Source organism: Pseudomonas sp. NyZ201 (assembly GCF_049860765.1).
Taxonomy (GTDB): domain Bacteria; phylum Pseudomonadota; class Gammaproteobacteria; order Pseudomonadales; family Pseudomonadaceae; genus Aquipseudomonas; species Aquipseudomonas bharatica.
The window spans coordinates 287,062-304,957 of the sequence record NZ_CP187557.1 but is presented as its reverse complement, the minus strand read 5'-3'; the positions used below and the strand labels follow the sequence as shown (position 1 = coordinate 304,957).

Annotated in this window: 16 protein-coding genes; 6 read left to right on the top strand and 10 right to left on the bottom strand. The window is 63.6% G+C overall.

Annotation, left to right across the window (positions count from 1 at the left end; genetic code table 11):
* Positions 1 to 47: 47 nt before the first annotated feature.
* The gene (locus ACPFMA_RS01335) at positions 48 to 530 is read right to left on the bottom strand and encodes a DUF2867 domain-containing protein (protein WP_064301155.1); all 483 of its coding nucleotides are present in this window, start codon (positions 528 to 530) and stop codon (positions 48 to 50) included.
* A gap of 321 nt (positions 531 to 851) precedes the next feature.
* On the opposite strand from ACPFMA_RS01335, the gene ilvD reads away from it, so the two are divergent.
* Positions 852 to 2,693 carry a dihydroxy-acid dehydratase gene (gene ilvD, locus ACPFMA_RS01330; RefSeq protein WP_009396744.1) on the top strand — a complete coding sequence of 614 codons (1,842 nt, stop codon included), beginning with the start codon at positions 852 to 854 and terminating at the stop codon, positions 2,691 to 2,693.
* 54 nt (positions 2,694 to 2,747) lie between these two features.
* Here ilvD and darG read toward each other — a convergent pair whose 3' ends face one another.
* The 4 genes from darG to ACPFMA_RS01310 are packed head-to-tail and all read right to left on the bottom strand — an operon-like array spanning position 2,748 to position 6,210.
* Positions 2,748 to 3,839: a type II toxin-antitoxin system antitoxin DNA ADP-ribosyl glycohydrolase DarG gene (gene darG, locus ACPFMA_RS01325; protein WP_009396742.1), complete on the bottom strand. Its 1,092-nt coding sequence runs from the start codon at positions 3,837 to 3,839 to the stop codon at positions 2,748 to 2,750.
* Entirely contained in the window at positions 3,836 to 4,480 is a 645-nt protein-coding gene (gene darT / locus ACPFMA_RS01320; RefSeq protein WP_425929546.1) for a type II toxin-antitoxin system toxin DNA ADP-ribosyl transferase DarT, read from the bottom strand. Before darT ends, darG begins: the two co-directional genes overlap by 4 nt.
* Positions 4,477 to 5,097 (bottom strand): DarT ssDNA thymidine ADP-ribosyltransferase family protein, encoded by a 621-nt coding sequence (locus tag ACPFMA_RS01315; protein ID WP_425929545.1) that lies wholly within the window; start codon positions 5,095 to 5,097, stop codon positions 4,477 to 4,479. Before ACPFMA_RS01315 ends, darT begins: the two co-directional genes overlap by 4 nt.
* A gap of 57 nt (positions 5,098 to 5,154) precedes the next feature.
* Positions 5,155 to 6,210 (bottom strand): haloacid dehalogenase-like hydrolase, encoded by a 1,056-nt coding sequence (locus ACPFMA_RS01310; RefSeq protein WP_425929544.1) that lies wholly within the window; start codon positions 6,208 to 6,210, stop codon positions 5,155 to 5,157.
* 243 nt (positions 6,211 to 6,453) lie between these two features.
* Here ACPFMA_RS01310 and ACPFMA_RS01305 point away from each other — a divergent pair, with 243 nt between their 5' ends.
* Positions 6,454 to 7,842, top strand: coding sequence for an L-cystine transporter (locus ACPFMA_RS01305; protein WP_420057807.1), 1,389 nt, complete (start codon positions 6,454 to 6,456; stop codon positions 7,840 to 7,842).
* 204 nt (positions 7,843 to 8,046) lie between these two features.
* Here the strand turns inward: ACPFMA_RS01305 and ACPFMA_RS01300 are convergent, their stop codons facing one another.
* Positions 8,047 to 8,565 (bottom strand): dihydrofolate reductase, encoded by a 519-nt coding sequence (locus ACPFMA_RS01300; protein ID WP_420057806.1) that lies wholly within the window; start codon positions 8,563 to 8,565, stop codon positions 8,047 to 8,049.
* 66 nt (positions 8,566 to 8,631) lie between these two features.
* Between ACPFMA_RS01300 and ACPFMA_RS01295 the strand changes: the two genes are divergently transcribed.
* Together ACPFMA_RS01295 and ACPFMA_RS01290 are read left to right on the top strand one after the other, a co-directional pair.
* Positions 8,632 to 10,011 (top strand): DUF2868 domain-containing protein, encoded by a 1,380-nt coding sequence (locus ACPFMA_RS01295; protein WP_009396735.1) that lies wholly within the window; start codon positions 8,632 to 8,634, stop codon positions 10,009 to 10,011.
* Entirely contained in the window at positions 10,004 to 11,368 is a 1,365-nt protein-coding gene (locus ACPFMA_RS01290; RefSeq protein ID WP_425929543.1) for a GTPase/DUF3482 domain-containing protein, read from the top strand. Before ACPFMA_RS01295 ends, ACPFMA_RS01290 begins: the two co-directional genes overlap by 8 nt.
* A 32-nt stretch (positions 11,369 to 11,400) precedes the next feature.
* On the opposite strand, the gene ACPFMA_RS01285 is transcribed toward ACPFMA_RS01290, so the two are convergent.
* The gene (locus ACPFMA_RS01285; protein WP_425929542.1) at positions 11,401 to 13,653 is read right to left on the bottom strand and encodes a heavy metal translocating P-type ATPase; all 2,253 of its coding nucleotides are present in this window, start codon (positions 13,651 to 13,653) and stop codon (positions 11,401 to 11,403) included.
* An 84-nt stretch (positions 13,654 to 13,737) separates the two neighbouring features.
* On the opposite strand from ACPFMA_RS01285, the gene cadR reads away from it, so the two are divergent.
* Positions 13,738 to 14,181, top strand: a complete 444-nt coding sequence (gene cadR / locus ACPFMA_RS01280; protein ID WP_420057802.1) for a Cd(II)/Pb(II)-responsive transcriptional regulator — start codon at positions 13,738 to 13,740, stop codon at positions 14,179 to 14,181.
* A gap of 162 nt (positions 14,182 to 14,343) precedes the next feature.
* On the opposite strand, the gene ACPFMA_RS01275 is transcribed toward cadR, so the two are convergent.
* The 3 genes from ACPFMA_RS01275 to ACPFMA_RS01265 are packed head-to-tail and all read right to left on the bottom strand — an operon-like array spanning position 14,344 to position 16,971.
* A complete protein-coding gene (locus ACPFMA_RS01275) occupies positions 14,344 to 15,315 on the bottom strand; it encodes a thymidylate synthase (protein ID WP_425929541.1) in 972 nt (323 codons plus the stop codon).
* Positions 15,316 to 15,364: 49 nt separating this feature from the next.
* On the bottom strand, positions 15,365 to 16,174 hold the full coding sequence (gene lgt, locus ACPFMA_RS01270) for a prolipoprotein diacylglyceryl transferase (RefSeq protein ID WP_009396730.1): 810 nt from the start codon (positions 16,172 to 16,174) through the stop codon (positions 15,365 to 15,367).
* 14 nt (positions 16,175 to 16,188) lie between these two features.
* On the bottom strand, positions 16,189 to 16,971 hold the full coding sequence (locus tag ACPFMA_RS01265; RefSeq protein ID WP_420057798.1) for a sulfite exporter TauE/SafE family protein: 783 nt from the start codon (positions 16,969 to 16,971) through the stop codon (positions 16,189 to 16,191).
* A gap of 133 nt (positions 16,972 to 17,104) precedes the next feature.
* Between ACPFMA_RS01265 and ACPFMA_RS01260 the strand changes: the two genes are divergently transcribed.
* Positions 17,105 to 17,848, top strand: a complete 744-nt coding sequence (locus ACPFMA_RS01260) for an NRDE family protein (protein WP_425929540.1) — start codon at positions 17,105 to 17,107, stop codon at positions 17,846 to 17,848.
* Positions 17,849 to 17,896 lie beyond the last annotated feature (48 nt).

Genomic DNA, 17,896 nt, shown 5'->3' with positions numbered 1-17,896 from the left:
TGTAGGAGCTGGCTTGCCTGCTCCTACAGGTAGAGCGGTATCAGCTTTTAGAGCCCACCCAGCATCGTCTTCACCACCCGCCGATGCATCGGCAGGATCAGGCGCATATACATCCGCCCCAGCAGGTTATGTGGTTCGACGATGGAGGTCAGGCTGAGCTGGTTGTTGGGGTCGAGGTGCACCGAGATCAGCACATCCAGGTGACTGTCCTTGAGCGACAGCACCAGTTCCCGGTCGGTCACCGCGGCGATCTGGAAGAAATCCAGCTGTTCGCCGACCTTAGGGGTCTTCTGCTCGCGGAGGTTGAAGCCGGCCACCGGCTTGAGCCCGAACGGCCGCACCAGCAGGTCACGCAGGCGCAGCGCATGGTTTATCCAGCCTGGCACGGCGCGGCTCATGCGCTGGTAGGCATCCAGCGCCGTGAGGCTTTGTTCCGGGGTGATGCGCCGGGCGAAGCAGTCGAAGAACCAGGCCGTGGTAGAGAGCATGCGCAGCACGCTGCTGGCGGGAACATCGGCTGGGTGGACCATATTTCCTCCGTGAAAAATGCGGTCAGGAAGACGAAGGCGATCACGGTAGCGCCATGGCCGGCGGAAAGCGAGCGCGCCGGCAAAATCGTGAGCCTGCGAACCAACTGTCCATTGCGCCATTCCTTCCGCCCGCCAGCGGTGTAGAATCGGGCCTATTCATCGCCAGTCATCCCCCGGCGGGTTTATGAGCTCTGGCCAAGCGTGCGGCGATCCCGCGACGTCTTTGCCTCATCCGTACCAGCGGCCACCTGCCTTCCGGTACCAAGGACAAGAGAAGCTCACTCCCCTTTTTGTTACCTGATTAGCCGCCAGGAGTGCTTCATGCCTGATTACCGTTCCAAAACGTCCACCCACGGCCGCAACATGGCCGGTGCCCGCGCGCTGTGGCGTGCCACCGGCATGAAGGACGAGGATTTCAAGAAGCCGATCATCGCCATCGCCAACTCCTTCACCCAGTTCGTCCCGGGCCACGTGCACCTGAAGGACCTGGGCCAGCTGGTGGCCCGCGAAGTCGAACGCGCCGGCGGCGTGGCCAAGGAATTCAACACCATCGCGGTGGATGACGGCATCGCCATGGGCCACGACGGCATGCTGTATTCCCTGCCGAGCCGCGAGATCATCGCCGACTCCGTCGAGTACATGGTCAACGCCCACTGCGCCGACGCCATCGTCTGCATCTCCAACTGCGACAAGATCACCCCCGGCATGCTGATGGCCGCCCTGCGCCTGAACATCCCGGTGATCTTCGTTTCCGGCGGCCCGATGGAAGCCGGCAAGACCAAGCTCGCCAGCCACGGCCTGGACCTGGTCGATGCCATGGTCATCGCCGCCGACTCCAGCGCCAGCGACGAAAAAGTCGCCGAGTACGAGCGCAGCGCCTGCCCGACCTGCGGTTCCTGCTCCGGCATGTTCACCGCCAACTCGATGAACTGCCTGACCGAAGCCCTGGGCCTGTCCCTGCCGGGCAACGGTTCGACCCTGGCGACCCACTCCGACCGCGAGCAGCTGTTCCTCACCGCCGGCCGCACCATCGTCGAGCTGTGCAAGCGCTACTACGGCGACAACGACGCCAGCGTGCTGCCGCGCAACATCGCCAGCTTCAAGGCGTTCGAGAACGCCATGACCCTGGACATCGCCATGGGCGGTTCGACCAATACCATCCTGCACCTGCTGGCCGCCGCCCAGGAGGCCGAGGTGGCCTTCGACCTGCGCGACATCGATCGCCTGTCGCGCAAGGTGCCGCAGCTGTGCAAGGTGGCGCCGAACATCCAGAAGTACCACATGGAGGACGTCCACCGCGCCGGTGGCATCTTCAGCATCCTCGGCGAGCTGGCCCGTGGCGGCCTGCTGCACACCGACGTGCCGACCGTGCACTCGGCGAGCATGGAAGAAGCCATCGCCAAATGGGATATCACCCAGACCAGCGACGAAGCGGTGCACCACTTCTTCAAGGCAGGCCCGGCCGGCATCCCGACCCAGACCGCCTTCAGCCAGTCGACCCGCTGGGACACCCTGGACGCCGACCGTGAAAACGGCTGCATCCGCAGCGTCGAGCACGCCTACTCGCAAGAGGGCGGCCTGGCCGTGCTGTACGGCAACATCGCCCTCGACGGCTGCGTGGTGAAGACCGCCGGCGTGGACGAGTCGATCCATGTCTTCGAAGGCAACGCGAAGATCTTCGAGTCGCAGGACAGCGCCGTGCGCGGCATCCTCGCCGACGAAGTGAAGGAAGGCGATATCGTCATCATTCGCTACGAAGGTCCGAAGGGCGGCCCGGGCATGCAGGAAATGCTGTACCCGACCTCCTACCTGAAGTCCAAGGGCCTGGGCAAGGCCTGCGCCCTGCTGACCGATGGCCGCTTCTCCGGCGGTACCTCGGGCCTGTCCATCGGCCACGCCTCGCCGGAAGCGGCAGCGGGCGGCGCCATCGGCCTAGTGCAGGACGGCGACAAGGTGCTGATCGACATCCCGAACCGCTCGATCAACCTGCTGGTCAGCGATGAAGAGCTGGCGGCACGGCGCATCGTGCAGGACCAGAAGGGCTGGAAACCGGTGGAACAGCGTCCGCGCAAGGTGACCACCGCGCTGAAGGCCTACGCCCTGCTGGCGACCAGTGCCGACAAGGGTGCCGTACGCAACAAGGCCCTGCTCGACGGGCTGTGAGTGCTAGCCAGGCGGTATAAAAAACCGGCGCCCTGGGCGCCGGTTTTTTTATGGTCATTTTACTGTTGAACGCACCCTACCCGGGTCTACAGTCGATAGTCGGTTCAAGGCAATAGTCAGTGACTCATCATCAAAGATCTTGCTCTTTCTTTTTCCAGCATCAGCCCCACCGGACCAGTTTTTCAAAGCCTCTCGAATAGCCGCAACATCGGGCGCAACGCCTTCTCGACTCAACAACCAGTCCACCGTCGCCAAGAGCTCCATTCCGAAAGGCGACTCGAATCCATCAATCAAGTCAGCAGTGAATTCCAAAGCAGGCAGATGTTCCTTAGCCTCACTATTCAGATACGCATGCACGAAGGACTTGCGCCCATCATCGAACCAAATCACATCCGCAGGGCCTGCATCGCCTATGCGCTTTCCACAATGCAGATAGCTTCCATCAAGGTTGTCGAGCAAATGCTCCAAGCGGTTGGCGTAGGGTCCGTATTTATGTGCTACGAACTTGAGCGCCAGAGGATTATTGTCTGGAGTAAAACGCTCAATCGAGCGTTCCAGAAACCATGCCAGCTTCTGTATTTCCAGAAGACTGCACTCCATCCCCAGCACCCAGTAGCGCCTTACAAGCTCGGCAATCAAGGCACGGGCAGGAGTCAGTTGTTCGACCCCGCTACGCTTGGACACGTTCTGGTATTTGTCGGTAGGTTCAAAAACCAGAACATCTGCATCGAGATCACTGAGAACCGCCTCGATCTGCTCTCGCACAGACGACCAAGGCAACCCACCGTTACCCGCTCCTAAAGGGGGAATCGCGATCGAAGAAACATGATTGGCAACTATAAACCTGCGTAGATCATGCAAACCATCTACGATCCAGGCGAGCTGCGAGGGCGACCGCCAGTGCTGCTTGGTGGGAAAGTTCACGATCCAGCGTGGTCCATCCAGCTCGCTGACCTCTGTGACAAACATTTTCCCGATGACCACTTCGTTCGCTTTGCAGGCAGCCCCATAGAGACGATAGTTCTCGGTGAAGCGCTCCTTGAACATCAGCGCTATCCCCTTACCCATCACCCCTACGGTATTGACTGTATTAACCAGTGCTTCGGCCTTCGCCTCCAGCAGGTTACCTTGTGCAAAGCGAATCATTGGAAATACCACCCCGGTCGAGCATGAACGGGAAGGTCCAGCTGACATTGCTGAACCTCCTTGTCGACGCGTCGTTTTACATTTTCGTTGTAGCAGACTATCCCCAGAAGGCCAGCAACGGGGACATGCTCATGGATCAACGCCTCAGCTTGATAGCGCTCCATTTTACGCGGGTCATCCGGATCGCGCTTGAAGTCCCTATGCTGCAGAAGGGCCCAGTCGACTTTGTCCAGATGCTGCAGATCACTATAGTACCCACTCCAGTTGGGGTAGGCGTGAGCGTCAGTAAAGAGGAACTGCAAGTCCATGGATTGGAGATGATACAGGCTCGAGACCAGAATCACGATCTCTTCGTTGCGCCGCTGCTGAACCCCCCATCCAGAGTGAATATTTTTCATCATCACCGAAAACGGCGTGAAATAGAACGGAACGTAGTCCGCCAACGTTCCCCCAGGGGCGATCTGTACTTTGCGCTGTGAACGCTTGCTGATCAGATCAGGGTTACCAATGCTTACATAATGTTCAGTGAGCCGACCGGACCCAACGGCATCCAGCCCATTGGACAGGACCCATGGCAGATTGTCCCTATGGATGATTCTCCAAATGAGAGCTTTCTGAGGGTTGAGGTTCTTGAAAATCATCTGATTAGAAACATATTGGGGTTCGCTTCGATCCAAAGCCTTGGGTGACCCAGTTCGGCCGCCAAGGCTGCAAGCCTCCGCCTTAGCGCGTCAGAGGGCGTGTATATCTTGGCGAAGTCGGCTACCGGTACGGGGCCTGGGGAAAGACATTCTGCCATGCAGACATGGCGACAGGCAGGGTCCGAATAGTCTCTTTGGTCCATGAGCGCCCAATCAATGGCTTTGATGCCGTCTTCGTATCCCATTATGTCCGGACGGCCACCCGCGAGCGGGTGGCGGGGGATGATGCGCCAGTCCTGCCTTTGTGCATGATCACGGTATACCGCAATCAACACGAAATCCCTGCCGGGGTGGTCAGCTTGAACCCTTCCATCGAACGGGTTTCTGGAGAACCAATGAAAAGGAACAAAAGTTTCCAAAGCGTTGTGCGTCCTCCCTTCGATGATCTCGGCATCTGCCACATCCGTGAACTCATGACCTTGTAAATTTGCCCTAGGCTGCAATCCCCTCTGAAGAATTGAAAAAGCATTTTCAAAGCTGCTCAGGTGGTAAATAAAGCGTTTATCGCGAATGCTCACCACTGACACCTCATAAATGGCCATCAAAATGATGGCCACTTATGGCATTGGATCCAAAACCAAGCAAGATGCAGAAATGGGTGCTTACAACTTGAATTATTGAATTTCCTCTGGAGTCACCACCACCCAGTTCTTGTCCGCCGTTACCGGCAAGCCTTCCTTGGCCTGGGCTGCGGCGTTTTTGGCCATCATCCCGTTGATCTGGTCCATGTACTTGGCCTTGCGGTTGATCCACAGGTGAATCCCGCCCTTGGCCACATCGACACCATGGAACAGCATGTAGCCGTCGCTGTTCGGCGTGTCACCGCCTACCAGCACCGGCTTTTTCCATTCATCGATATAGGTGAGGATGGCCGCCTGCTTGCCGGCCATCCAGGTCGCCGGGGTCCACAGGTACGGGGTGAGTTCCAGGCCCATGTTGGCCGCCGCGTCGTAGTGGCCGGCGCTGATCTGCTTGCGCGCGGTGGTCAGGGCGCCGCTGGTGCGGTCCTTGAGCAGCAGGCTGACGCCGATGACGTTCTGCGGCTTGACGTTGTAGCCGTACTTCGGATCCGAAGCGACCATGCGCACCAGTTCCTCGGACGCTGCGGTCATCACGTAGACCTCGATGCCGTTCTCCATCAGCTTGTTGTACAGCTCGGTCTGCCCGGTGAAGACCTTGGGCGGGTTGACCTCGATGGTCTTGACCTGGTCGCCGTCGAAGTAGGTACTCGGCACCGGCTTGCCCGAGGCCATCAGCTCATCGACGTAACCCTTGAGTTCCTTGAGGGTGAAACCGGAGAACACCTGCGCCACCCATGGGTAGCAGACCATGTCGTCGATTTCGCATAGGCGGTAGTAGTAGCTGAACAGGCTTTCCTTGTGCTCGGCGGTGTCCTTGAACGGCATCAGCTTGAGCGAAGGGTCGAGCTTGTCGCGGGTCAGCACGCCCTTGTTCTCCAGGAACGGCAGCAGCGATTCCTCGAGGTCGAAGCGGTAGCTGGTGTTGTCCATGTCGAACACCGCGTAGTTACCCTTGTGGGCATTGGCGGCGATCATCGCGTCGAGTTGTTTCGCGGCCTCGGCAGGCCAGTGTTTCAGTTCGACGGCCTGGGCTTGCCAGCTGAGCAGCACGGCCAGGCCGGCAGCGAGGAATTTCGGAGCGAACGTCATGGGCGGTTCTCCTGAAGAATGAACGCCTCACCCTAAGCACTCCCGGCTCGCCGCTCCGCTCTGGCAACGACGCCAACAACGCCTGCAAGCGGCAACCACTTGCTTGAAAACGACCCGTGTTTATTCCGGAAACGACGGTAGTCATTCCATATCGATATAAATTCGTTTGTTTTCATACTGTTAGCATTTTCGTTTCAGCAACCGCCCCTCCAGGCGGTTGCTTCGTTTTTGTCTGGAGCTTCGATGAATCTGCCGCTGTTTCTCAATCTGCTGGTGTTCCTGGCGCTGCTGCTGGGCCTGGCCAAACTCAACCCGGGCTGGAGCCTGGCGAAGAAGGTGCTGGCCGGGCTGGTGCTCGGCGTACTCTTCGGTCTTGCCCTGCACACGTTCTACGGCGCCGGCACCCCGGCCCTGAAGGCCACCATCGGCTGGCTGGACCTGGTCGGCATCGGCTATGTGCAACTGCTGCAAATGATCGTCATGCCGCTGATCTTCGTCTCGATCCTGTCCGCCGTGGCCCGCCTGCACAATGCCTCGACCCTGGGCCGGATCAGCGTGCTGACCATCGGCACCCTGCTGTTCACCACGGCCATCGCCGCGTTGATCGGCATCGTCCTGACCAACCTGTTCGGCCTCAGCGCCGAAGGCCTGGTGGCCGGTACCCAGGAAAGCGCACGCCTGGCGACGATCCAGAGCGATTACGCGGGCAAGGTCGCCGACCTGAACATCCCGCAATTGCTGCTCTCGTTCCTGCCGAGCAATCCCGTGGGCGACCTGGCCCGGGCCAGGCCGACCTCGATCATTGGCGTGGTGATCTTCGCCGCCTTCCTCGGCATCGCCGCCCTGCAACTGCTCAAGGACGACGTAGAAAAGGGCAACCGTGCCCTGGCCGCCATCGACACCCTGCAAGCCTGGGTCACCCGCCTGGTACGCCTGGTGATGAAGCTCACGCCGTACGGAGTGCTGGCGCTGATGGCCAAGGTGGTGGCCAGTTCCAACCTCGACGACATCATCAAGCTGGGCAGCTTCGTGGTGGTGTCCTACCTCGGCCTGGCGCTGATGTTCGGCGTGCATGGCGTGCTGCTGGGGCTGGCGGGGATCAATCCGCTGCGCTTCCTGCGCAAGGTCTGGCCGGTACTGACCTTCGCCTTCACCAGCCGCTCCAGTGCCGCCAGCATTCCGCTGAGCATCGAAGCGCAAACCCGGCGTCTCGGTGTGCCGCAGGCGATTGCCAGCTTTGCCGCCTCGTTCGGCGCGACCATTGGCCAGAACGGCTGTGCCGGCCTGTATCCGGCGATGCTCGCGGTAATGGTCGCGCCAGCGGTGGGGATCGATCCGCTGGATCCGCTATGGATCGCTACGTTGGTGGCGGTGGTGACCCTGAGTTCGGCCGGCGTGGCCGGGGTCGGCGGTGGTGCGACCTTCGCCGCGCTGATCGTGCTGCCGGCGATGGGCTTGCCGGTGGAACTGGTGGCCCTGCTGATTTCGGTGGAACCCCTGATCGACATGGGGCGGACGGCGCTGAATGTCAGCGGCTCGATGACCGCCGGGACCATTACCAGCCAGATCCTGGGGCAGACCGACAAGGCTGTTTTGGCTGGGGATGAGCAGGTGCAACTGAGTCATTCATAGGCCCTTTGGGCCCTATCGCTGGCAGCTCCCACAGGGTGCTCGATACCTGTGGGAGCTGGCTTGCCAGCGATTGCTGAGGTGAATTCACTACCGCAATCGCGGGTAAACCCGCTCCCACAAGTTCCCTGCAAATCAGAGAGTTATGTTTTGTGATATGAGAACCGGCGTTGCCGGCGAAAGGACCGCAACGCGGCCCCGGCGATCTCAGACCTGTTCCCAAACCTCGAAGTGATAGGCCGGCTTCCCTTCCTCAACCGGTCCTTGCTGGCTCGATACCTTCTTCCAGACGCGCTCGTCCACCTCGGGGAACCACGCATCCCCTTCAGGATGCATTTCCACCCGGGTCAGGTACAGGCGATCCACCAGGCCCTTCTCCAGCCCCTGCGCATACAACTGCGCGCCGCCGATGAGCATCAGTTCGTCGACGCCCTGCTCGCGCGCCCATTGATCGGCGCGAACGATGGCATCTTCCAGCGAAGCGAACACTTCGGCGCCTTCCAGTTGCAGCCCCGGCTGGCGGCTGACCACCAGGTTCAGGCGGCCCGGCAGCGGCCGGCCCAGCGAGTCCCAGGTCTTGCGCCCCATGATGATCGGCTTGCCCAGGGTGGTGGCCTTGAAATACTTGAAGTCCCCCGGCAGGTGCCAGGGCATGCGGTTGTCGAGGCCAATGACGCGGTTCTCGGCGAGCGCCACGATCAGGCTGAGGGGGAGTGGTGTTTTCATGGCGGCGAGGATAGCAAAGGATGCCTGGGTTATGCTTCCCCGGTGAATGGTTCAAGGAAGCTGTACGTGACTGGACTGACCGATCTGGACAAACGCTGGCTGACCGAAGCAGTGCGCCTGCGTGAAGAACATACCGGCCCCCTCGACGACCAGGAAGCCAACCGTCGCGCCCGCCAGCAAGGCGGCGACCTGGCGCAGCGGATCGAGACCCGCGCCCTGTGGCTGGCCGAACGCGATGGCCTGCGCCAGGCGCTGGAACATTACAGGCGCGGCGCGCGCCTGGCCTTGCTGGCGCTGCTGGTGCTGGCGGTGGTCAGCGGTAGCGGGCTGGCCTTCGCCGCGCTGGGCGACGGGCAGCGCCCGGTCAATGTGTTCTGGGCCCTGGGCAGCCTGCTCGGGCTGAACCTGCTGTTGCTGCTGGGCTGGGCTGGCGGTTTTTTCCTGGCCGGCGACCAGGGCGCGAGCCTCGGCCGCCTGTGGCTGTGGCTAAGCGAGAAACTCGCCCGCGACGCCAAGGCCGCCCATCTTGCCCCTGCCTTGCTGGTGCTGCTGCAGCGCCAGCGCCTGACCCGCTGGCTGCTCGGCGCGCTGGTTCATGGCCTGTGGCTGCTGGCGCTGTGCAGCGCGCTGGTGTTGATGCTGATGTTGCTGTCGACACGCCGCTACGGCTTCGTCTGGGAAACCACCCTGCTCCAGCCCGATACCTTCGTCAGCCTGACCCAGGCCCTGGGCGCCGTGCCTTCGCTGCTCGGCTTCGCGACGCCGGACGTGGCGATGATCCGCGCCAGTGGCGACAGCCTCCCCGCCCTCGACCCCAGCCGCCAGGCCTGGGCCGGCTGGTTGCTGGGGGTGCTGGTGGTCTACGGCATCCTGCCGCGGCTGGTGCTCGCCGCGCTGTGCCAGTGGCGCTGGCGCCAGGGGCGCGCCCGGCTGGCGCCAGACCTCAAGCTGCCCGGCTACAGCAGCCTGCGCGAAGCGCTGATGCCGAGCAGCGAGCGCCTCGGCATCAATGACGCCGCCCCCGAGCAGTTGCCGCAGATCCGCCTTGACCAGGACGATGTCCGCCATGAGGGCGCGCTGATCGTCGGCCTCGAACTGGACGACCAGCGCCCCTGGCCGCCCGCCCTGCCCGCCTCGGTCACCGACGCCGGGGTACTCGACAGCCGCGAGTCCCGCCGCCGCCTGCTGGAACAGATGAGCCATTTCCCGCCCGCCCGCCTGGCCGTCGCCTGCGACCCGCAACGCTCGCCGGATCGCGGCAGCCTGGCGCTGCTCGCCGAGCTGGCGCGCAGCGCGGCGGCAACGCGGATCTGGCTGCTGCTGCCCCCGCCGGGCCAGCAACTGGATGCCGAACGCCTGGACGACTGGCACCAGGCGCTGGACCGGCTGGGCCTGGCCTACGCCGATACCCCACCGCTGCACTGGCTGGAGCATGGTCATGACTGAGGCCCTGAAACTCGCCGTGGTTGGCCATACCAATGTCGGCAAGACGTCGCTGCTGCGCACCCTGACCCGGGACGTCGGCTTCGGCGAGGTGTCCCATCGTCCCAGCACCACCCGCCATGTCGAAGGGGCGCGGTTGTCGGTGGATGGCCAGCCGCTGCTGGAACTCTACGACACCCCCGGTCTTGAAGATGCCATCGCCTTGCTCGACTACCTGGAACGCCTGGAGCGCCCGGGCGAACGTCTGGATGGTCCGGCACGCCTGGAGCGCTTCCTGCACAGCAGCGAGGCACGCCAGCGCTTCGAGCAGGAAGCCAAGGTGGTGCGCCAACTGATGGCCAGCGATGCCGGACTCTACGTGATCGACGCTCGCGAACCGGTGCTGGCCAAGTACCGCGACGAGCTGGAAGTCCTCGCCGGCTGTGGCAAGCCGCTGCTGCCGGTGCTCAATTTCGTCGCCAGCAGCCAGCACCGCGAGCCCGACTGGCGCGAAGCCCTGGCCCGCCTCGGCCTGCATGCGCTGGTGCGCTTCGACAGCGTGGCGCCGCCCGAAGACGGTGAACGACGGCTGTACGAAAGCCTTGCCCTGATGCTGGAGAACGCCCGCCCGGCCTTGCAGCGGCTGATCGACGACCAGCAGGCGCAACGACAGGTGCGCCTGCACAGCGGCAAGCGCCTCATCGCCGAACTGTTGATGGACTGCGCGGCTGCCCGGCGTAGCGTGGAAGCGAAACCCGAAGCGGAGGCCGCCGCGATCGAGGCCCTGCGCAACGCCATCCGCCAGCGCGAGCAGCGCTGTGTCGAGGCGCTGCTCAAGCTCTACGGGTTTCGTCGCGATGACGCCAATGCCGGCGACCTGCCGCTGCTGGATGGACGCTGGGGCGATGACCTGTTCAATCCGGAAACCCTCAGGCTGCTGGGTATACGCCTGGGCGGCGGGGCCATGGCCGGGGCGGCAGCCGGCGCCGGGATCGATCTGGCGGTGGGCGGCCTGACCCTTGGCGTCGCCGCACTGGCCGGGGCGATTGCCGGTGGCGCGCTGGGCACGGCACGCAGCTACGGCGCGCGCCTGCTCGGCAAATTGAAGGGCCAGCAGGAATTGACGGTGGATGATGCGGTGCTGCGCTTGTTGGCACTGCGCCAGCGCCAGTTGTTGCAGGCGCTGGACAGCCGGGGGCATGCGGCGATGAACCGGATCAATCTGGAAACCCCGCCCGACCAGACGTGGCGCGAGGGCAAGCTGCCGACGGCATTGGCCAAGGCACGGGCCCATCCGCAATGGTCTTCATTGAATCCGGGAGCCAGGCTGAGCCAGGCGGAGAGGCTGGAGCAGATCGAGGGGCTGGTACTGGAAATCTAGATAACCCGGCGCCCCTCATCGTCGTACCCGTCCTACTTCCTCAGCAGGCGCAGCCCGTTGAAGACCACCAGCAGACTGACGCCCATGTCGGCGAAGACCGCCATCCACATCGTGGCCATGCCGGCAAAGGTGATGGCCAGGAAGATCGCCTTGATGCCCAGTGCCAGGACGATGTTCTGCACCAGGATCGCCGCGCTTTGCCGCGAGAGCCGCACGAAAGCCGGGATTTTCCGCAAATCGTCGTCCATCAGGGCGACATCCGCGGTCTCGATGGCGGTGTCGGTGCCCGCCGCCGCCATGGCGAAGCCGATCTCGGCGCGGGCCAGGGCCGGAGCGTCGTTGATGCCGTCGCCGACCATGCCGACCCGGTGGCCCTTGGCATACAGGTCCTCGATGGCCGCCAGTTTGTCCGCAGGCAGCAAGTTGCCACGGGCCTCATCGATGCCCACCTGGGCGGCGATGGCGTCGGCGGTATGCGGGTTGTCGCCGGTGAGCATGACGGTGCGAATGCCCAACTCGTGCAATTCGGCGATGGCTTCGCGGCTGGTCTGCTTGACCGTGTCGGCCACGGCGAACAGGGCCAGCGGGCCGGAACCGTCGAGCAGCAGGACGACGGTCTTGCCCTGACGTTCGAGCACATCCAGCCTGGCCTCCAGCTCTGGCGAGCACAGGCCCAGCTCTTCCACCAGACGGTGGTTGCCGAGGTGGTAGAGCACACCCTCCACCTGACCGCTGACACCACGCCCCGTCAGGGCCTGGAAGTCGCTTACCTCGTCACGGGCCAGACCGTCTTCCTCGCCCTTGCGGGCAATGGCCATGGACACCGGGTGGTCGGAGCGGCCGGCGAGGCTGGCGGCGATGCGCTGGGCACGCGTGGCGTACAGCGGGTCGAGCACCTCGGCATCGGTCTGCACCGGCTTGCCGTGGGTCAGGGTGCCGGTCTTGTCGAGGGCGATGAAGTCCAGCTTGCGCCCGCCTTCCAGATACACGCCGCCCTTGATCAGGATGCCCTTGCGTGCCGCAGCGGCGAGGCCGCTGACGATGGTCACCGGGGTCGAGATCACCAGGGCGCAGGGGCAGGCGACCACCAGCAGGACCAGGGCGCGGTAGATCCAGTCGAACCAGGCGCCGGCCATGAACAGCGGCGGGATCACGGCCACGGCCAGGGCGAAGGCGAAGACCGCCGGGGTGTAGATCCGCGAAAACCGATCGACGAAGCGCTGGGTCGGCGCTCGTGCGCCCTGGGCTTCCTCGACTGCACGGATGATCCGCGCCAGGGTCGATTCACCGGCGGCGGCGGTCACCCGGAACTCCAGGGCGCCGGACTGGTTGATGGTACCGGCGAACACCTTGTCGCCCGGGCCTTTTTCCACCGGCAGGCTTTCCCCGGTAATCGGCGCCTGGTCGATGCTCGACTGGCCGCTGAGCACCTCGCCATCCAGCCCGACCCGCTCGCCTGGACGCAGGCGTACCAGGGCGCCGAGCGGCACCTTGGCGACTTCCATCTCCAGCCACTGGCCGTCGGCTTGCTGCACCGTGGCCATGTCCGGGCTCAACTGCATCAGGCCGCCGATGGCGTTGCGCGCGCGGTCCAGCGACCGCGCCTCGATCACCTCGGCGAGGGTGAACAGCACCATCACCATGGCCGCTTCCGGCCACTGCCCGATCAGCACGGCGCCGGTCACGGCGATGCTCATCAGCGCGTTGATATTGAGGTTGCGGTTCTTCAGGGCGATCCAGCCCTTCTTGTAGGTGCCCAGGCCGCAGCCAAGGATCGCCGCCAGGGCCAGGGCGGCCACCACCCACTCCGGCGCAGCAGCGGTGAAATGCACGATTTCCGCAGCCAGCGCGGCGACGCCGGACAGCGCCAGCGGCCACCAGGATTTCTTCACCGGGGCCGGCCTGGCTTCGGCGGATTCATCGGTCAGCGGCTCGGCCTGCATGCCCAGCGAGGCGATCGCCTGCTCGATGCCCCGGGTGTCGCCGTGGGTGTGGCGAACGCCGAGGATGCGGTTGATCAGGTTGAATTCCAGTTGCTCGACGCCGTCCAGCTTGCCGAGCTTGTCCTGGATCAAGGTCTGTTCCGTCGGGCAGTCCATGGCCTCGATGCGGAAGCGGCTGAGCCGGGCGTCGGCGCTGGCCTTTTCGCGCAGTTGCACCAGGGCCGGCGCTTCGCTGCCGGAGCAGCAGGAATGCGCGGACGGCTTCGGCGCGCAGCAACCCGAGGGCTTATGGCCATGATCGTGGTGCTTGTGGGAATGATCGTGAGTGACAGGCTGGTTCATAAGGGTTCACCGGAAAGGTCCTGTTGCCAAGTGAACACCCTGTAGCCACTATAGGGTCAAGCACACCTATCGAGGTATTTGCAGATGAAGATCGGCGAACTGGCCAAGGCCACCGATTGCGCGGTAGAGACAATCCGCTACTACGAGCGGGAGAACCTGTTGGCGGAGCCGGCGCGCAGCGAGGGCAACTATCGGGTGTACACCCAGGCGCATGTCGAGCGCCTGACCTTCATCCGCAACTGCCGGACGCTGGACATGACGCTGGAAGAAATCCGCAGCCTGCTGAAGCTCAAGGACAGCCCGCAGGACCAATGCGGCAGCGTCAATGCGCTGATCGACGAGCACATCGAGCACGTGCAGGCCAGGATCGACGGGCTGGTCGCGCTGCAGGAGCAACTGGTGGAACTGCGCAGGCGCTGCAACGCCGAAGGCGAACACTGCGCGATCCTGGAGAGGCTGGAGGTGAACGGGGCGGTTTCAGTGCCGGAGGCGGAGCATTCGCATATCGGCAGGAGCCATGGCCATTAAGCCACGCCGCAACCTCTGTGGGAGCGGCTGTTAGCCGCGATTGGGCGCGAAGCGGCCATAAAACCTGCGCCCTCGGTGTGTCAGGCAGACCTGGCACTCAGGTTTTACGACGGCTTCGCCGCCGATCGCGGCTAACAGCCGCTCCTACAGGGTTTTGCGTTTTTAGACAGCCATCGGCGCCGTCATCGGCGCGTGGTGCTCATACCCTTCCAGGCTGAAATCGCTCGGCTCGATCTTTTCCAGCCATTCCGGCTCGTACCTGCCAGTCTTGGCGAACTCCGGCACCCGGTCCGAAATCACCAGCTTCGGCGCTTCCAGCGGCTCGCGCCGGAGTTGCTCGTTGAGCATGTCCAGGTGGTTTTCATACACATGGGCATCACCGATGAAATAGGTGAACCAGCGCGGCGTGTAGCCGGTCAGGCGGCCGATCAGCGATAGCAGCGCCGCACCTTCGGTGAGGTTGAACGGCGTGCCCAGGCCCAGGTCGTTGGAGCGGATGTAGAGCGTCAGGGAGATCTCTTTGGTCTGCGTGTTGGGGTGGAACTGATACAGCAGATGGCAAGGCGGCAGGGCCATTTCGTCCAGCCGCGCGCAGTTCCAGCCGTGGAACAGGATGCGCCGGCTGTTGGGGTCGTTGACGATGGTGTCGACGCACTGGCGGATCTGGTCGATGGCCTTGTACAGCACGACGAAGGCTTCGCCGTTTTCCTCGGACTCGGCGATCTTCACGAAACCGTTGTTCTGCGCCAGCTCGATGGCCGCCGGGTTAGCCAGCGGGATGCGCTTGTAGGCCGGCCATTGGCGCCACTGCACGCCGTAGATCTCGCCGAGGTCGTCATGCCCCTGGCGGAACGGGTTGGCCAGCCACTGGGCATTTTCGTTGGCGTTCTGGTCCCAGACCTTGCAGCCCAGCTCGCGAAACTCGGCGGCGTTCCTGACGCCACGGAGGAAGCCGACCATCTCGCCGATGGCCGACTTGAACGCCAGCTTGCGCGTGGTGATGGCGGGAAAGCCCTTCTGCAGGTCGAAACGCAGCATGGCCCCCGGCAGGGCGATGGTGCGCACGCCGGTGCGGTTTTCCTGCAGGGTGCCGTTCTCGATGACGTCGCGGACCAGGTCCAGATACTGTTTCATAGCGTTCCTGTAACTAGGACGGCAGGGGGATCGCCCCTGCCGTGGAAAATCAGACCGCGGGTTTTACCGACGGGTTGCGATTATAGGCCCACCAGATCAGGGCGAGGCCGCCGATGATCATCGGTACGCAGAGAATCTGACCCATGGTCAGCCAGCCCCAGGCCAGGTAGCCGAGCTGGGCGTCCGGAACGCGGACGAACTCGACGATGAAGCGGAAGATCCCGTAGAACAGGGCGAACATGCCCGATACCGCCATGGTTGGCCGCGGTTTGCGCGAGTACAGCCAGAGGATCAGGAACAGCGCCACGCCCTCCAGGGCGAACTGGTACAGCTGCGAGGGATGCCGCGGCAGTTGCGCCGGGTCGCTGAACGGCGGGAAGACCATGGCCCACGGCACGTCGGTAGCCTTGCCCCACAGTTCGGCGTTGATGAAGTTGCCGATCCGCCCGGCACCCAGGCCGATCGGTACCATTGGCGCGACGAAGTCCATCAATTCGAAGAAGGTCTTGTTGTTGCGCTTGCCGAACCACAGCGCCGCCAGCATCACGCCGATGAAGCCGCCGTGGAACGACATGCCGCCCTTCCAGACTTCGAAGATCAGGGTCGGGTTGGCCAGGTAGGCGCTCAGGTCGTAGAACAGCACGTAGCCGAGCCGTCCGCCGACGATGACGCCCATCGACAGCCAGAACACCAGGTCGGAGAGCTTTTCCTTGGTCCAGGTGGGGTCGAAGCGCTTTAGCCGGCGCGAGGCCAGCAGCCAGGCACCACCGATACCGACCAGGTACATCAGGCCATACCAATGGATTTTCAGCGGCCCGATGGCCAGTGCCACGGGATCGATCTGCGGGTAAGGCAGCATGATGACTCCTCTCGTTAAAGCAAAAAGCTCAGGCCGACGCAGAACAGCAACGCGGCGAACAGGCGTTTGAGCAGGCGCGGCGACAGTTTGTGCGCCAGGCGCGCGCCGAAGCGGGCAAAAAACATGCTGGTCACGGCAATGCCGATCATTGCCGGCAGGTACACGAAGCCCAGGCTATGGGGCGGCAGATGCTCTTCGTGCCAACCCAGCAGCATGAAGCTCAGGGCACTGACCAGGGCAATCGGCAGGCCGCAGGCCGACGAAGTCGCCACCGCCTGCTGCATCGGCAGGCTGCGCCAGGTCAGGAACGGCACCGTCAGCGAGCCGCCACCGATGCCGAAGATCGCCGAAGCCCAGCCGACCACGCTGCCGGCCAGGGTCAATCCGGCCTTGCCGGGCACGCTGCGGCTGGCCTTGGGCCTGAGGTCCAGGGCCATCTGCACGGCAACCACCAGGGCGAACACGCCGATGATCTTCTGCAGGTGCGGGCCCTGGATCAACGAGGCCGTCTTGGAGCCGATGACGGCGCCGATCAGGATGCCCAGGGTCATCCAGGCGAAGATCGGCCATTGCACCGCCCCCTTGCGATGGTGCTCGCTGATGGCATTGATCGAGGTAAAGACGATGGTCGCCAGCGACGTGCCGACGGCCAGGTGGGTCAGTACCGAAGCATCGAAGCCTTGCAGGGTGAAGCTGAAGACCAGCACCGGCACGATGATGATGCCGCCACCGACGCCGAACAGCCCGGCCAGCACGCCTGCGCAGGCTCCCAGCAGCAGGTAGAGCACGAATTCCATTGTCGCTCCCGGAAAATTCAGTCCGGCATGGTAACGGAAGCCGGGCACTTGCCTCCACTACAGGCAGATGAAGACCTTGTCAGGACGGTCTGAGGTAGAGTGAGGCACCACCGACAAGACAATGGGACACACGATGTGCCTGATCGTTTTCGCCTGGCGGCCGGGACATGCCCGGCCGCTGATCGTCGCGGCCAACCGTGACGAGTTCTACGCTCGCCCGACCCAGGCCCTGGCCTCGTGGGACGAGGCCCCCGGCGTGCATGCCGGGCGTGACCTGGAAGCCGGCGGGACCTGGTTGGGCGTGGGGCCGCAGGGTCGGTTCGCGGCGCTGACCAATATCCGTGACCCGGGGCAAGCCTTGGGCGCCCGGTCGCGGGGCGAACTGGTGGCGGGCTATTTGCGCGGGGAACTGTCGGTCGAGGCTTATCTGGACAAGGTGGCCGGCGAGGCCCGGCTTTATTCCGGTTTCAACCTGCTGGTGGGGAATGCCGGGCAATTGGGGTATCTGCATGCCGGGGATACGCCGAGGATGCTGGAGGCCGGGGTGTACGGGCTATCCAACGCCGCCCTGGATACGCCGTGGCCGAAGCTGGTCAAGGCGCGGGAGGCGCTGCGGGAGCGGCTGGATGATCCACAGCCGGAAGAGCTGTTCGAACTGCTGGGGGATGCCCGGCCGGCGGCGGACGCGGAGCTTCCCAGCACCGGGGTGGGCCTGGCGACCGAGCGGCTGCTGTCCAGTGTGTTCATTGCCAGCCAGAACTATGGGACCCGGGCGAGTACGGTGCTGGTAGTTGAAGCGGATGGGCGGCGCCGGCTGGTGGAGAGGAGTTTCGGGCCGTTCGGGGGGCATCTGGGAGAGGTCCACTTGAAGCTTTAGCAGGGACCTTGTGGGAGCGGGTTCACCCGCGATTGCAGTAGTGGATTC